This window comes from Streptomyces sp. NPDC005931 (assembly GCF_042871235.1).
In the GTDB taxonomy this organism is placed as follows: domain Bacteria; phylum Actinomycetota; class Actinomycetes; order Streptomycetales; family Streptomycetaceae; genus Streptomyces.
The window spans coordinates 157,762-173,991 of sequence record NZ_JBIAIG010000006.1 but is presented as its reverse complement, the minus strand read 5'-3'; the positions used below and the strand labels follow the sequence as shown (position 1 = coordinate 173,991).

Below are 16,230 nucleotides of genomic sequence, written 5' to 3'. Positions count from 1 at the left end.
GGTTCGGGCGTCGCGCCGGCGAGCATGTGCCGCACACCGCCTGTGCGGCGGGGAGCCAGCCTGCCGGGTCGTGGTGGTCGTCCGCGAGACCTTGCCCCGGGCGGACAGCGGCACCACGACCGTCCGCGCGAGTTTCACCCGGGTCCCGCACGGTCCGGCCGGCCGTGGCCGCCTGACGAGCCACTAGCCCTGCGGCTCCTGGGGTTTGAGGTCGATCTCGCGGAGGCTGTCGTCCCTGAGCCCGGTGCGGGCCTCCGTGCGGTGACCACGGGCGATGTAGTCGCGCACCACCGCTTCGACGGCGTCCTGGGGGGAGCCGATCCCCGCCAGGACCATGACCTCCACCACCAGATCGGCGTCCAGACCGACATTGACCTTCGCCACGGTGCCCCCTTTGATCGCTGCGGACCGCCGGCACTCTAGCCGCTCGGGGGAGCGCGCACCGGCGATTCGCCGCAGCCGCCCCCACCGCGGGGGAATCGGCGGGGTCCGGCTCACGGGCGGGGATCGGTGCGGTGCCATCGCGGCCGGGCGTCGGTGCCGCGGCGGCCGGCGACGGAGGCGCACCGCGGGCACTGGCGCCGGACCCGGTCCGCCGCGCCGCCGGACTCGGGGAAGGTGTCCGGCCAGCTGATGTGGGAGAAGCGGATCAGCTGCGAGCGGCTGAGGGACAGGCCGCAGACGGTCTGGTTCGCCCCGGGTTCCCACGCGTGGACCTCACCGGCGGGCAGCCGACGACGGCCCTCCTCCTCGTCGGTCCACTGTCCGGAGGCGGCTACGGCGTACTGCTTGGGTCGTGGCATGCGTGCGGATCCGTCTCGGTCGCGTCTGTGTCCGTGGCCCCTGGTGTCGTGCGCCGCCGGTCCGCCGGTCAGCCGGCCGGATGGTCGACGCGCAGCCGTACCTGTTCCTCCAGGCGCTCGAGGCTGGTGTCGAGGGCCTCGCGCACGGCTTCCCCGCCCGGGTCGTGGCTGTCGTCGAAGAAGGACAGGTGCACCGTCACCTCGCTGGCTCCGCTGCCGATGCCGGCGACCTGGAGCCAGCCGGCGTAGGCGCCCTGTTCGCGGGTGCCCCACTCGAGACGCATCTGCTCGCGCCGGGCGCGCAGCAGCGCGGAGGTGTCCTCGTCGGTGCGGTCCTCGTGCACGGTGACGGCGGGCAGTTCCTCGGGATGCACGTGCAGGGCGTCGGGCAGCCAGGTGTCCAGTCGGCCGACGTCGGCGGCCTGGTCGAAGACGTGCTCGGGCTGTGCGGGCATCGTGCGTGAGCGTTCGTACTCGGTCATCGCGCCACCGTTCCTCGGTCGGGTCGTACGGCCGGTGAGCCCGGCCCGCCGGCCCCGTCCGTGCGGACCGGGGACCGGCGGGGCCGGGGACTGCGCCCCTACTCGTTGCCGAAGACCGCCTTCTGTACGTCGTTGGGGCCGTCGAACCGGTCCGTTCCGGTGTTGCTGAGTTTGTCGACGAGGGTGTCGTCGGCGCCGTTGTTCCTGGCGAGCGAGACGAGATCGTCACGGCTGGAGGGGTATTCGGCACCCTTCAGCGCCTTCTGCAGGTCGATGGGGCTGATGTCGGCCATGGCAGCCTCCTGTCCTGTCCCGTGATGACGCGGTGATCCCGGTGACCCCGCGTCGGGCGTGCCCCGGGTACCCAAGGGCCGGAAGCGTGAATCGCCCACGCACACGCGGCACGGACCGACCGGACCGGGCAGGGCCGGGGCAGCGGTCGGCCGCGGCCCCGGCCGGCGGCGCCGTGTGTGCCGGGTGCCGCTCAGCGGGCGGTGGGCGTGGGCGGGCTCAGGATGCCGGTCACCTCGCGGCGGACCGCCTCACGAGCCCGCGGCGGGAGGGATCCGAGGTCCGTGCGGTCCAGGGCGTGAAGGGATTCCTCGGCACCGCCCCCGCACCGCGTGCTCTCGCTGACCACCTCGTAGCCGTCCCGGACGGCTATCCGCAGCTGGGGCCGGCCGTCGTCCTCCGCGTGCACGGCGGTCGCGACGACGAGCGGCGGCGGGCCGCCCACCTCGCCGGGCTCCTTGTAGTAGCCGCTGGTCAGTGGGGAACGCCAGCGGAGGCCGAGCAGCAGGTGGCGCTTGGTCACGATCTCGGCCAAGTCGGCCTCGCAGGTCCCGTCCGCGTCCAGCACGGTCCCGCGCGCCCCCAGGACGAGCGCCGCGGGCAACAGGCACCGCAGGGTGCTGCCCACGATGTTGCCGCCGACCGTGGCCGTCCGGCGCACCGCGCCGGTGCCGACGGTGGCGGCGGCGCGGCGCAGCACGTCGGGCACACGGTCGTCGACGCGGTGCAGCAGGGCCGCCGCACCCAGGGCTTCCCGTTCCACGGCGTTGGCCTCCGGCAGCCTGCGCAGCGACATGGCCTGCTCGGGGAAGCCGTCCCGCTGCCACAGGGCCCACACGAGGGTGGCGCCGCCGACGGGCACCGCCCCCTCGGCCAGGTATGTCTGTGCCTCGGGCAGGGATGTGGGCAGACGCAGGAGCACGGCAGGACCTGCCTTCCTCGACATCGGCGGGCCCGGGCGGTGCGAGGCACCGCTCCACCGCGCGATCATGGACACTGCATTCTCCGCAGCGCCGCGGGGGCGCGTACAGGGCTCACTGGTTCACCCGGCGCGGCGCCTCCCCCCGCCCTTGCGCTCATCCGGCCCCCTGCTTCATGGTTGCGCGCGTCACACGGCTCGTCATCCGGCCGAACCCCACGTCACGAACTCGGAGATCGCATGCTCGGACGCGCCGCACGACTCCTCTGTCTTGTCATGCGCATGATTGCCGCCTTCGCGGGTGCCGTCGCCACCGCGGGCACGGCACACGCCGACGGCTGCTACACGTGGACCCCCACCCTGTCCCGTGGCGCCTCGGGCGCGGACGTCACCCAGCTCCAGATACGGCTCGGCGGCTACCCCGGCTACGGCGCCGTCCTGGCCGTCGACGGAAGCTTCGGGCCCGCCACCGAGGCGGCGCTCAAGCACTTCCAGTCGGTGTACGGCCTGACCGCGGACGGCATCGCCGGCCCCAGCACCTACGACAAGCTCGACGCCCTCCAGGACGACGACTGCACCCCGGTCCACTTCACCTACGCCGAGTTGAACGACTGCAACTCCACCTGGTCGGGCGGTGCGGTGAGCGCCTCGACGGCCAAGGCCAACGCCCTGCGCACGATGTGGAAACTGGAGGCCGTGCGGCACGCGCTCGGCGGCCGGCCGATCACGGTCACCAGCGGCTTCCGCTCCTACGCCTGCAACGAGGCCGTCGGCGGCGCGAGCGGCAGCCGCCATCTCCACGGGGACGCGGCCGACCTCGGTGCCGGGCCGCACTCCCTGTGCACCCTGGCCGGGCAGGCCCGGTACCACGGCTTTAGCGGCATCCTCGGCCCCGGCTACCCGGGACACGACGACCACACCCACGTCGACCACCGCAGCAGCCAGTACTGGTCCGCCCCCGCCTGCGGCATCTGAGCCCGCGTCAGCACCGCGCGCGTTCGCCGGCAGCCGGCACCGGGGAACCCGCGTGATCGACAGGCGGGACGCGGGCGCAACCCGTCCCGGCTCCGCGTCGTCCCTCATAGCGTTCACCCGCGCGGTCCGCCGCCTCCCGCTCCGACGAACGAACGGATCCATGAACGCCGCAACCCTGCTGGACGTCCTGTTGGACGCCGCCCGCCAAGCGCCCGACCAGGTGGTCGTCCACGTTCGCGGGGACGGCAGCGAGGTCGCCGTGACCTTCCGGGCGCTCCTGGAGGACGCCCTGCGCGTCGCGGGCGGCCTCCGCGACGCCGGCGTCGCCCCGGGCACCTGCGTGCCGATCCTCGCGGACCGCAGCGAGGACTTCCAGCCCCTGTTCTGGGGCGCGTTGGCCGCCGGTCTGGTACCGGTGCCGCTCGCGCCCGACGCGCGGCGGGTGCGGCCCGTGTGGGAGCACCTCGGCCGACCCCCGGTCCTGGCGGACGCGGCCTGCGCGCACGTGGCCCTCCGGCTCCCCGACGGCGTACGCATCCTGCGGCTGGAGGCGTTGCGGGAGCGCTCCGCACCGGCCTCCCCCGTCGCACCGGCCCCGGACCGGCCGGCCTTCCTCCAGTTCTCCTCCGGCAGCACGGGAGCGCCCAAGGGCGTGGAGCTCACCCACGGGGCCGTCCTGGCGAACCTGCGGCAACTGGCGGAGGCCGCCGCGCTCACGGAGCACGACGTGGTCGTCAGCTGGATGCCGTACTTCCACGACATGGGCCTCATCGGCACCCATCTGGCGCCGCTCGCCGCACGGGCCAAGCAGGTGAAGATCGGTCCGCTGTCGTTCGCCAAGTCGCCCCGGCTCTGGTTCGACGTCGCCGCCGCCCACCGGGCGACCGTCCTGTCGGCCGCCAACTTCGCTCTCGCGCTGACGGTCCGCCGGGTCCCCGAGGAGGTCCTCGACGGACTGGACCTGAGCGCGGTGCGGCTGCTCCTCGTCGGTGCCGAGCCCATCTCGGCGACCGTGTGGCGGGACTTCACCTCCCGGACCCGAGGGGCCGGACTGGATCCCCGGGCGGCGACGCCGGTGTACGGGCTGGCCGAGGCGACGCTGGCGGTGACGTTCCCGCCACCGGGCGAGGTGGCCGAGCCCGTGGTGCTGGACCGTGCCGCGCTCAGCCGCGGCCGGGCGGTGGAACGGGAACCCGGTCCGGACGCCGTGGAGTTGATGGACGTGGGGCTGCCGGTGCCGGGCTGCTCGGTGCGGGTGACCGACGACGCCGGACGCCTGCTGGGGGACCGGCGGGTCGGGCACATCGAGGTGAGCGGCCCGCAGATCGCACGCGGCTACCACGGCCTGCCCGAGGCCACGGCCCGGTCCTTCGCGGGCGGCTGGCTGCGCACCGGCGACCTGGGGTTCCTGAGGGACGGCCGGCTGTGCGTCAGCGGCCGGCACAAGGACGTCCTCTTCCTCAACGGCCGTACCTTCCACGCACCGGACGCGGAGGAGGTGGCGGCCGGCACCCCGGGGCTGCCCCGTGGCACGACCGTGGTGGTCGGCTCGACCGACCCGGTCACCGGCACGGAGCGGGTGGTGGTGTGCGTCGCCTGGGCCCGGCCGCCGCGCACCGCGACCGGGGTGCTGGACCGGGTCGCGCGGCGGGTCCGCGCGGCCCTCGGCCACGACGACGTACGGGTGCTCGCGCTGCCGCCGTCCGCGTTCCCGCGCACCACGAGCGGCAAGGTGCAGCGGCAGCGGATGCGGGCACGGTTCGAGGCGGGGGCCTACCGGGACGCGGTGTGCTCCGGGACCGGCGGTGCGCCGGTCGGGCCCGTCTCCGCCACGGAGCACGGCGGCCTCGCAGGGGTGCCCCTCTCCGGTGCGGAGGAGGGCGGCGGCGGTGCGGGGAGCGAGCCGGTGGACGGGGGGCGGCGGCCGTCCGGGGGCCGTCGCACGGCGCCGCCCCGCTCCCGTGGGGACGTGCGGCGCCTGGTGCGGGAGGTCTGGGCGAAGGTACTGGCGCTGCCGCAGACGTCGTTCGGCGACCGGGACCGGTTCGCCGAACTGGGCGGCACCTCGCTGCGGGCCATGGAGGTGCTCTCGGCGCTGGAGCAAGCCCTCGACGTCACCCTGGGGCCGGCCGTGATGCGCGCGGACACGGTCGCCGCACTCACCGACCACCTCCTCAGCGTCACCGCGGACACAGCCCGGCACGCGTCCGGGCGAACGGCTGCGCCGTCCGGGACCCCCGGGACCGCGGTCGTCGGCCTGGCCTGCCGGTTCCCGGGAGCGAGCACGCCGGAGGAGTTCTGGGACCTGCTGGCCACCGGTCGCGACGCCGTGACCGCGGCGCCGGCGGGCCGCTGGAGCTCGATGCGCCCGCCCGGGCCGGACGGGCCGGGGCCCGGCCGCTGGGGGGCGTTCCTGGACGATCCCGCCGTCTTCGACGCCGGCCACTTCGGGATCGGCGAGGAGGAGGCACGCACGCTGGATCCGCAGGCCCGGGTCTTCCTGGAGCTCGCCCACGAGGCGCTGGAGCGCGCCGGTTACGCCGGGCCCCGCCGCCGCGGTCTGCGGGTGGGTGTCTTCGCCGCCGTCGGCGACAGCGGCTACCGGCAGATCCTCGCCGACGCCGCTCCCGAGGAGGCCCCGGTGTCCGCGACGGCACTGACCGGCAACCTCCCCAACCTGGTCGCCGCGCGCGTGGCGCACTGTCTGGACCTGGACGGTCCGGCGCTCGCCGTGGACACCGCGTGCTCCTCGGGTCTGGTGGCGCTGCACCTGGCCCGGCGCAGTCTCGCGGACGGCGAGTGCGACGTCGCGGTCGTCGCAGGGGTCAACCTGCACCTCACCCCGGCCGCGCACCGGGCCCTTGAGGCGGCGCAGGCCCTGTCGCCGACGGGGCGCAGCCGCGCCTTCGGCACGGCGGCCGACGGGTTCGTGCCGGGTGAGGGCGGCGCCGCCCTCGTCCTGCGGCGCCTCGGGGAGGCCCGACGGGACGAGGACGAGATCCTGGCCGTCGTCCGCGGCACGGCCGTCAACAACGACGGGACGTCGCTGAGTCTGATGGCTCCCAACCCGCTGCGCCAGCGGGAGGTGATCGACCGGGCCTACGAGGACTGCGGCGTCGACCCGGCGTCGGTGACGTACGTCGAGGCCCACGGCACGGGCACGGCCGTCGGCGATCCGATCGAACTGCGGTCCCTCGCCCACGCCTTCCCCGCCCGGCCCGACGGCCGGCCGCGGCTGCTCGGCTCGGTGAAGACGAACGTGGGCCACCTGCTCAACGCGGCGGCACTTCCCTCCCTGGTGAAGGTGGTGCTGGCGCTCCGGCACGGCCGGCTGCCGGCCTCGCTGCACCACACGCCCCCCTCCCCCGCCGTCGAACGGTCGGGCTTCGCCCTGGTCACCGAGCTGAGTCCGTGGGAGTCGACGGGACCGCGCAGGGCGGGCATCAACGCCTTCGGCTTCGGCGGTACGAACGCCCACGCCGTGCTGGAGCAGGCACCGCCCGCCCCGGTCCGTACCCCGCGCCCACCCGGGGGCGGCCCGCGGCTGCTGACCCTGTCCGCGGGCAGCGCCGCCGGGCTGGACGCCTGGACCTCCCGCCTCACCGGCCATCTGTTCGCCCACCCGGAGCTCGACGAGGGTGACGTGTGCCGGACGGCGAGCACGGCCCGCGACGAACGCCCCCACCGGCTGGCGCTCGTGGCCGACGGCGACCTGCGCGCACGGCTCACCGCGGCAACCGGGGCCGGCCGGTCACGGTGGCCGGGCGTGGCCGCCGGTACGGTGACGCACCGGCCGCGGACGGTCTTCGTCCTCCCCGGCCAGGGCACCACGGTGGCCGGGCGGGGCCGGGCGCTGTACGCGACGGCGCCCGTCTACCGCGAGACGCTCGACGAGGCGTCCGCACTGGTGGGGAGCGTGCACGGGCGGGATCTGACGGCCTGGTGCGTCGAGGGCGACGCGGCCGTGGAGGTTCTGGCGACGGAGGTGGCGCAGCCGCTCCTCGTCGCGCACGGTGTGGCGCTCGCCCGGCAGTTGGCGGCGTGGGGCGTACGGCCCGACGCGGTCGTCGGGCACAGCGTCGGTGAACTCGCGGCGGCCTGCGTCGGCGGAATGCTGTCGCTGTCCGAGGCGGTGCTGTTCGCGGCGGAACGGGGCCGTCTGATGGGCGGGTCCACCGCGCCGGGCGCGATGGCGGCGGTGCGCGGCGCCGACGAGCGGGAAGTGGCCGCCGCGGTGGCGGACTTCCCGGGTGAGCTCGCGGTCGCGGCGTACAACGGCCCCGGCCGGCTGGTGATCTCCGGTGGCCCGGAGGCGGTGCGGCGGGCCTCGGAGCGCCTGGCCGGGCGCGGCGCCGTGGTGTGCCCGCTGCCCGTGGCGCGGGCCTTCCACTCCCCGCTGATGGCCCCGGTGGCCCGGGACCTGGCCGACGCGGCGCGCGGGCTGACGCCGGCGACCCCGGACACCGCGGTGATGAGCACGCTCACCGCCGAGTGGCTGGCGCGAACGGACGCCCACCACCTGTGCGACCACGCGCTGCGGCCGGTGCGGTTCGGGCAGGCCGTCGCGCGGCTGGTCGACGAGGGGTACGACACCTTCGTCGAACTCGGCGGCGGGGACCCTCTCGCCGGTTCGATCCGTGCCGTGGCCGCCACCCGCCGTCGGGCGGGCGGCGCGGAGGCCGCGCAGGGCACGGAGGACGCGCAGGAGGCAGGGGGCGCAGAGGGCGGGTCCCCTCCCCCGGGACGCGCAGGGCGTCCCGACACCGGAGTCCTGGTGGTGTCCGCGCCCGTCGGGCAGGACGGGGCCGGAGCCGCCTCCGGCGGGGCGAGGGAGCTGCTGGAGACGGTGGCGCGGCTGTGGGTGCGCGGCGTGCCGGTGGACCGTGCGGGGCTCGACGCCGGCACCCGGCGGGTTCCCCTGCCTCCGTACCCGTACCAACGGCGCAGGTACTGGCCCGAACCGGCGACGCACGGGCTGCTGCACCGTGTCGCATGGCGGCCGGAGCCCCGGTCCGCGGACGGTCCCGCCGGTCCCGTCCTGGTGACCGGGACGGACCCGGCCGCGGTGCACGCCCTGGCGGACGGGTTCGCGTCCCGGGGCGTGCGCGCGGTGACGGCCGAGGACGAGGTGCCCCCGCGCGCGGTGGTCCTGCTCGGCGCGCCCGGCCGGCGGGGAACCGCGGCCGGTCTCGCACGGGACCAGCGAGCCGCGGTCGCGGCGTTCCGTGAGGCGCTGACCCTGCTGGACCGTACCGGGGCCCGCCGGCTGCTGGTCGTCACCGAGGACGTGCACGTCACCGGGCACGGCCCGGAGTCCCCGGCACCGGCGCAGGCGGTCCTCGGCGGGCTGGCCCTGGCGGTCCCCGAGGAGTCGGCCGGGGTGGTGGCGAACTGGGTGGACCTCGCGTCCCGGGACGACACCGGCCGGCGGCTGGACGCCCTGCTCGCCGAGACCACGGCGCCGCAGGCGACGGGCGCGGTCGCCTGGCGGGCCGGGCGGCGCCTGGTGCGCACCGTCGTGCCGGCGGCGGGGGCGATCCCGGCCGGGTCCGGCCGGCTGCCGGCCGACGGCACGTTCCTCGTCACGGGCGGGGCCGGAGGCATCGGCTCGGCCCTGGCCCGTGACCTCGCGGGCCGGGGCCGGCCGGTCCTCGTCCTCGCGGGGCGTTCCCCGCGCCCGCCCGAGGGTCTGCTGGAGGAGCTGACCGGCCTGGGGGCCGACGCCCGCTACGTCGTGGCCGACCTGACGGCACCGGAGGACGTCGAGCGGCTGGTCGCCGCATTGCCGCCGCTGGACGCGGTCTTCCACGCGGCCGGCGTCGCACGCCCCGGCAGTCTGCGCGGGACGGAGGTGCCGGACACGGTCGACGCGCTGGGTGCGAAGACGCTCGGCACGCTCCTGCTGGCCGAGGCGCTGGAGCGCCACGGGCAGCGGCCCGGCGTGTGCGTCGCGTTCTCCTCGGTCTCGTCGGTGCTGCCCGGTCTGGCCGGCGCCCTGGGCGGCTATGCCGCGGCCAACGCCTTCCTCGACTCCTTCGCCGGGGCCGAGCGCCTGGCCGGCCGGCCGTGGCTGTCGGTGAACCTCGGGCCGTTCGCCGAGACGGGCCTCGCCGCCGCCGCGGGGGCGGGCGCTCCCGCCCGCACCGGGATCCGGCCCCTGGCGACCGCGCCGGCACTGGCCGCGCTCCGGTCGGCGTGCGGCACGGACGCGGCACAACTGGTCCTCGCCGACCTGGCGTCGCCGCCCGACCCGCGCCAGGTCCCCGCTCCGCCGACGGCACGTCCCTCGACCACGCGTGACCTGCCCGCGACCGGCTCGCCCGCGCCGCGGGAGACGCCGCCCCCGTCCGGCACCGCCGTCCTGCTGCGCGAGCTGCTCGGCCGGTCGCTGGACGTCCCCGCGTCGGCCGTCGACGACGACACGCCGTTCCTCGCCCTCGGGCTGGACTCCCTGGGCGCCGTCGACCTCGTCAAGCGGCTGGAGCGGGAACTCGGCCGGGATCTGCCCGCCACGCTCTTCTTCGAGCACCGGACGGTACGCGAACTCGCCGCGCGTCTCGACCTGGACGGTGACGCCCTCGACGACGGACCGGATCCGGGCGCCCCGCAGGGCCCGGCCCCGCAGGCGTCCGCCCAGGACGGGGCGGCCTTCGCGCTGACACCCGTGCAGAGGGCGCTGCACACCAGCAGCCTGCTCCACCCCGACGTTCCGGCACGCGGGCATCTGCGGCTGACGATCCGCGGCCCGCTCGACGCCGGCCTCCTCGGACGGGCGCTGAGCGCCCTGGCCGAGCGGCACGGCGTGCTGCGGCTCCGGGTCGACCACGCGGACGGACTGCCGCTGCAACGCATCGCGGGACCGGTGCCGTTGGCGGACTGGTACGAGGTGCGCGACTGTCCCGCCGCGGAGGTCACCGACGCCGAGAGGGCCCTGTGCAACCTGCCGTTCGACCTGGCGGCGGGCCCACCGGTGCGGGCCGTCCTGCTCCGTGCGGATCCCCGACTCGCCCACCTCGTGCTGGTGGTGCACCACGCGGCGGTGGACGGCTACAGCCTGTACCTCCTCGCCGAGGAGCTGTGGACGTCGTACACCGCCCTCCTGCGCGGTGAACGCCCGGACGGTGCGCCCGCACCGGACTTCGCCCGCTACGCGGCCCACCTGGCGCGCGGGCGGAGAGCCGGGGCCGGCCCCGCGGACGCCGCCCTGCGCCACTGGGCCGAGCGTCTCGCGACCCGGGGCGAACCGTTGCCCCTGCCCTACGACGGCGACCCCGACGCGCCGCCGACGGGCCCGATCGTGCAGCACCACGGTGAGCTCGACGCGGACCTCACCGGCGCACTGGAACGGCAGGCCGCCGCCCACGGGGTGACCCTGTTCCATCTGCTGCTCGCGGCATACGTGCGCTGCCTGGCCCGGTGGACGGGGCGCCGGGACATCGCCGTGAACGTGGCCCGGGCCGGGCGCGAGGAGAGGTTCGACGGGGTGGAGCGGCTCGTCGGCCCGCTCGCCGACACGCTTCCGCTGCTGTGCGAAGCGACCGGGGACGAGCCGCTCGCCGACCTCGCGGAGCGGGTGCGCCGCGCGTGGCTGGAGAGCGAGCGGCACGCCGGGCCGAGCAGCCTGGACCTGGCCGGACTGCTGCCGGGTGCCGGTGACGGTCCCCGCACGGTGAGCCCGGCGGGCTTCAGCTTCGCCCGCTTCCCGGGAGGGCCGGCCGCGGACCGCCCGGTTCAGGTGCGGGCGACGGCGGCCGGAACGGGGTCGGCCGCGACCCGGCTGAGCCTGCTGTGCTGGGCGGACGGGCCGGTGCTGCGGCTGTCGTGGAACTTCCCGGCACCGCTGTTCGAGCGGACGACGGTGGCGCGTCTGGACCGGGAGTTCCGTTCGGAACTGGCCGCTGCGGCCGCGTCTCCCGAGACCGCAGCGCCCGAGACCGCAGCGCCCGAGACCGTAGTGCCCGCGGCCGCCGTCTCCGCAGCGCCCGGACCTTCCGCCGCGTCCCGCACGCCGTGCGCGCCGGGTCCGTCCGTCGGGGTCGCGGCCGCGCCGCCCGAACCGGCGGCGCAGGCGGCACGCGGCGGTGGCCGGGTGCCGTTGGCCGCCCGGTTGGTCGACCGGTTCCGGGCCACCCCCGGTGCGCTCGCCGTCGACGCCGGTGACGCGTCCCTGACCTACGAGGCACTGGACCGCGCCTCCGGACTGCTCGCGGCCCGGTTGCGCGCCGTCGGCGTACGACCGGGCGATCTGGTCGGACTGCTCACGGAGCGAGGTGCGGACACCGTCACCGGGGTGGTGGGGATCCTGCGGGCCGGGGCCGGCTGGGTCCCCCTCGATCCGGAGCACCCCACCGCGCGGCTGGCCGACCAGCTGGCCCGCACCGGCGTCGGCACCGTGGTGTACCACGCGCCCACCCGTCCGGCCCTCGACGCCCTCACCGGAGTGCACGGCGTGCCCGTCGACGGCCCGCCGCGGGCACCGGCGCCCGGCGCCGTTCCCGAACCGCACGCGGGCGATGCCGGGTCGATCGCGTACGTCGTCTTCACCTCCGGCTCCACCGGACGGCCCAAGGCGGTGCCGATCACGCACCGGGCGATGGAGAACTACCTCGACTGGGCCGTCACCACCTTCGGCTACGGCGCCGGGGACCGTCTCGCGCAGACCGCGTCACCGTGCTTCGACGCCTCGGTGCGGCAGTTGCTCGCGCCCCTCATGGTCGGCGGCACGGTGGTGACCGTGCCGCGGGACCTGCTGCGGGATCCCGAGCTGCTGCTCACCCACGTGGAGCGGGCGCGCCTGACCGTATGGAGCTCCGTGCCCACGCTGTGGGAGCAGTTGCTGACCGCCGCGGAGGAGCGGGTGCGGCGCGGGGCGGGCCGGCCGGACCTGTCCGCGCTGCGTTGGGTGCACGTCGGCGGTGAGGCACTGCCCGCCGAGCACGTGCGCCGCTGGTTCGACCTGTTCGGCGCGGGTGCCCGCATCTCCAACCTGTACGGCCCGACCGAGACGACGATCAACGCCACCTGCCACGTCATCGACACCCGCCCGGGTGACGACGTGCGGCGGCTGCCGATCGGCCGGGCCGTGGCGGGTACCGAGCTGGAGGTCGTGGGTGCCGACGGCCTGCCGTGCCCGCCCGGCGCGCCGGGCGAACTGTTCATCGGGGGTGCGGGACTGACGCCCGGTTACCTGGGCGATCCGGAGCTGACCGCGAAGGCGTTCACGCTGCGCGAGGGGCGGCGCTGGTACCGCAGTGGGGACCGGGTGCGCCGGTCCGCAGACGGCACCCTCGAGTTCCTGGGCCGCGTCGACGACCAGGTGAAAATCCGCGGGAACCGGGTCGAGCCCGGGGAGGTGGAGGCGGCGCTCCAGTCGTACCCCGGTGTCGCGCGGGCCGTGGTGACCGCGCACGAGGGGCGGTTGCTGGCGTTCGTCACCGTCAGGGTCGGCGCCGGTCGGCCGGACCCGCGGGAGGTGCGCCGGCATGTCGCCGCGCTCCTGCCGTCGTACATGGTCCCGGCCCGGATCACGCCCGTCGGGGAGCTGCCACTGACCGGCACGGGGAAGGTGGACCGCCTCGCGCTGGCCGGTGCGGTCGGCGTCGCATCGACCGCCGCCGGAGCCGCCGACGGGACGGTGAACGCCGGCCGCGCCGCGGTGACGGGCCTCGCGGAGGCCGACACCGTCACCCCGGCCGGTGAGGGCGTACCGGCCCGTCCGTCCGCGGTCCGCGTCGGCGGGACGGCCCCGGCGACGCCGACCGAGCGGCGCCTGGCGGCCGTCTGGTCCGAACTGCTGGCCGCCGGCACCGTGTACCGCGAGGACGACTTCTTCGAACTGGGCGGTGATTCGCTGCTCGTCCTCCAGGTGTTCGCCAGACTGGCGGAGCGGGACGGGCCACTGCCCAGACCGACCGCGATCTACCGGCACCGCACCCTCGCCGCCCTGGCCGCGGCCGTGGACGCCGCCGCGGCGCAGGACCCGCCCTCCACGGACCCGGCACCCGTCCCCGTCCCGCCTCCCCGGCCGGCCGGCGCGGACCACACGGCCCCGTTCCCCGTCACCCCCGGCCAGCGCGGTTTCCTGCTCGCCGAGGCCCTCGCGCCGGGAGGCGGAACCTGGCTGGCGCGGCTGCGGCTGACCGGGCCGCTGGACCCGGACGTGTTCCAGCGGGCGGTGGATCTGCTGGTGGAACGCCACGGCATGCTGCGCACCGTCTTCCCCGCCGGTGCCCGGCCGCCCGTGCAGCAGGAACTGCCGCCCGCGCTGCGGCTGCCCGTCGTGTTCGAGACGGTCGCGGACCCCGCCGAGGTGGACGAGCGCGCCCGGGCCGAGGCCGGGCGCCCGCTGGAACCGTGGGCCTGGCCGCTGCTGCGCCTGCGGGTGCTCACCGTGGCCCCGCACGAGCACGTCCTGCTCGTGCACGCGCACCACCTCATCGGTGACGGGTACAGCGCGGCGCTCCTGATGCGGGAACTGACCGAGGCGTACGACCGGTTCGCCCGCGGCGAGACGCCCCGGCCGCCCGCCCCGCGCGGCACCTTCCGCGACCACGCCCTGGCGCGGCCCGGCACCGGGGACGGCTCCGGTTCCGGCCCCGGTGCCTCGTCGGCCGAGGCGGAGCGCCGGGCCCGGGTGGGCGCCCCGTACCGGCCGCCGGTCCTGCGCGGCCCGCGGGACGACGGCGGCCCGGCACCGGTCGGTGACGGCGTCCCGTTCCATTCGACCGAGTTCACTCTCGACGCCTCCCTCACCTCGGCCCTGCGGGCGCTCGCCTCGACCGCCCGGACAACCTTGTACGCCCCGTTGCTGACCGCCTACTACCTGGAACTGGCGGCGACGGCGGGCCGGCCGGACCTGGTCGTCGGCCTGGCGGTGAGCGGGCGCGACCAGGGGCCGCCCGACGCGCACCGGATCTTCGGGCCGTTCGCCGCCGCCGTGCCGATCCGGCCGGCCCGCGCGGGCGACCGGCCCCTCGGGGAGGTGGACTTCGCCACCGCCCTGCGCCGGATCGTGACGGAGACGGAGGAGGCCCGCGCCCACGAGGACGTGGTCCCACGGCACGCCGACGGGCTCCCGGCGACCTCGCAGTTCTTCTTCACCTTCCTGGACTTCTCGGCACTGGCGCCGGTGGACGGCCACGCGTTGCGGGTGGCCTGGGAGGACGGGGACAGCGTGTTCCTGCCGCCTGCGCCCTCGACGGACGTGTTCCTGGCGGCGCGGCCCGACCGGGGCGGGCTGCGGGTGACGGTCCGCGGCTCCGCGGCGGCGTTCTCGCCCGCCGAGCTGGACGGCTTCGGGGGCGCGGTGCGCGACCGCCTCGTACGGGCCGCCGCCGGACCGGCGGGCGTGGCACGCCGGTCCCGGGCGCGGGAGACGATGGACGCGGCCCTCGTGGGCTATCTGCCGGCTCCGGAACACCTCGCGCGTCTGGCGGGGCTGCCCGAGGGAGCTCTGTCGCGTGCCCAGGTGCGGGCGCTGCTGTTCCCGGACGGCGAACCACGCCTGCTGGAGACGGTCTCGACACCGCTGGGCCGGTCGGGTTTCGTCTCCGTCCCGGCCTTCGCCGACGAACTCGCCCTGGACGCCGGCCTGGTGGACCACACCGTCCGCGCGGTGTCACTGGCCGCGTCCCACGGCGCGCGGTGCGTGTCGCTGGCGGGGATGATCCCGTCGCTGACCGGTTACGGCTTCGAGGTGCTGCGGTCGGGCCGGCAGCCGGCCCCCGTGACGACGGGGCACGCGGCGACGGTCGTGTCGGTGGTCAAGGCCGTGCACGCGGCGCTGGACGCCACGGGCAGGGACCTGGCGGACCTGGAGGTGGCGTTCGCCGGGCTGGGTTCGATCGGTGCCTCCTCACTCGAGCTGCTGCTGTCCCTGGCCCCGCGCCCGGCGCGGCGTCTGGTCCTGTGCGACGTGCGAGGCAGCGGGCCACGGCTCACGGAGCTGGCACGACGGCTGCGCGAGCGCGGCCTGGCCGGCGACGTGGAGGTCGAGGAGTCGGGCGTCCTCCTGCCGGACGCCGTCCACGCCGCGGATCTGCTGGTGACGGCGGTGAGCGGCGCGGCCGAGGTGCTCGACGTGGACCGGCTCCGGCCGGGGGCCGTCGTGGTCGACGACTCGTTCCCGCACTGCTTCGACACCGGTCGCGCGCTCGCCCGGATGCGGGAACGCGGGGACGTCCTGGTCCTGGGCGGCGGTCTGCTGCACGTCGGCGGCGCCCGGCGGGAGGCCGCCGGGGACCTGCCCGACGCGGTGGCGGCCGCGCATCTCGCCCAGCCATGGATCGAGGGCACCCTGGCCTCCTGCCGCGCGGAGTCCCTGCTGCACGCCGCGGGTCACCGGCTGCCGCTGGTGCACGGGCTGGTCGACCCGGGCGTGGCCATGGCCTACTGGGAGGCCGTGACACGGTCGGGGGTCACCGCGGCGCCGCTGCACCTGCTCGGCCACGCCCTTGACGCGGGCAGGCTGCGCGAGGCGGTGGCGACGAGGAGATGACCGTGCGGGGCCACGGCGGCCGGGGTGGGGCCGGTCCGGTCCCGCTCGACGCCCCGGTCCGGCGAGGAGGCGTCGCGCGACCACCACCCCTACGGCGCGGCGCGGAGCCGGCCTCCCGCAGGGGCGGGGACGCCTCCCCGGAGGCCGTGGCGGCCCGCCGACGGGCTCCGGGCCCGGCCGGAACCGAGACCGGCCGGGAGCACCCGCGCCGCGGTCCGGAGGCGAAGGAGACGGCCTCGAGACCACCGGGCCGTCGGGTCGACC

At 76.5% G+C, this 16,230-nt stretch carries 7 protein-coding genes; 2 read left to right on the top strand and 5 right to left on the bottom strand.

Annotated elements, in window-relative coordinates; translation table 11 throughout:
- Positions 1-183: 183 nt before the first annotated feature.
- The 5 genes from ACFYOV_RS16785 to ACFYOV_RS16765 all read right to left on the bottom strand — a co-directional run bounded on the left by ACFYOV_RS16785 (position 184) and on the right by ACFYOV_RS16765 (position 2,498).
- The gene (locus ACFYOV_RS16785) at positions 184-384 is read right to left on the bottom strand and encodes a DUF2191 domain-containing protein (RefSeq protein WP_389088254.1); all 201 of its coding nucleotides are present in this window, start codon (positions 382-384) and stop codon (positions 184-186) included.
- A gap of 110 nt (positions 385-494) precedes the next feature.
- On the bottom strand, positions 495-803 hold the full coding sequence (locus ACFYOV_RS16780) for a hypothetical protein (protein WP_389088252.1): 309 nt from the start codon (positions 801-803) through the stop codon (positions 495-497).
- A 68-nt stretch (positions 804-871) separates the two neighbouring features.
- On the bottom strand, positions 872-1,285 hold the full coding sequence (locus ACFYOV_RS16775) for an SRPBCC family protein (protein WP_389088249.1): 414 nt from the start codon (positions 1,283-1,285) through the stop codon (positions 872-874).
- Between the two features lie 98 nt (positions 1,286-1,383).
- Positions 1,384-1,578 carry a DUF2795 domain-containing protein gene (locus ACFYOV_RS16770; RefSeq protein WP_389088247.1) on the bottom strand — a complete coding sequence of 65 codons (195 nt, stop codon included), beginning with the start codon at positions 1,576-1,578 and terminating at the stop codon, positions 1,384-1,386.
- 191 nt (positions 1,579-1,769) lie between these two features.
- Positions 1,770-2,498: an FAD binding domain-containing protein gene (locus tag ACFYOV_RS16765; RefSeq protein ID WP_389088244.1), complete on the bottom strand. Its 729-nt coding sequence runs from the start codon at positions 2,496-2,498 to the stop codon at positions 1,770-1,772.
- Positions 2,499-2,735: 237 nt separating this feature from the next.
- Between ACFYOV_RS16765 and ACFYOV_RS16760 the strand changes: the two genes are divergently transcribed.
- Together ACFYOV_RS16760 and ACFYOV_RS16755 are read left to right on the top strand one after the other, a co-directional pair.
- Positions 2,736-3,470 carry a D-Ala-D-Ala carboxypeptidase family metallohydrolase gene (locus ACFYOV_RS16760; RefSeq protein WP_389088242.1) on the top strand — a complete coding sequence of 245 codons (735 nt, stop codon included), beginning with the start codon at positions 2,736-2,738 and terminating at the stop codon, positions 3,468-3,470.
- 160 nt (positions 3,471-3,630) lie between these two features.
- On the top strand, positions 3,631-15,966 hold the full coding sequence (locus ACFYOV_RS16755; protein WP_389088239.1) for an amino acid adenylation domain-containing protein: 12,336 nt from the start codon (positions 3,631-3,633) through the stop codon (positions 15,964-15,966).
- Positions 15,967-16,230: the final 264 nt, after the last annotated feature.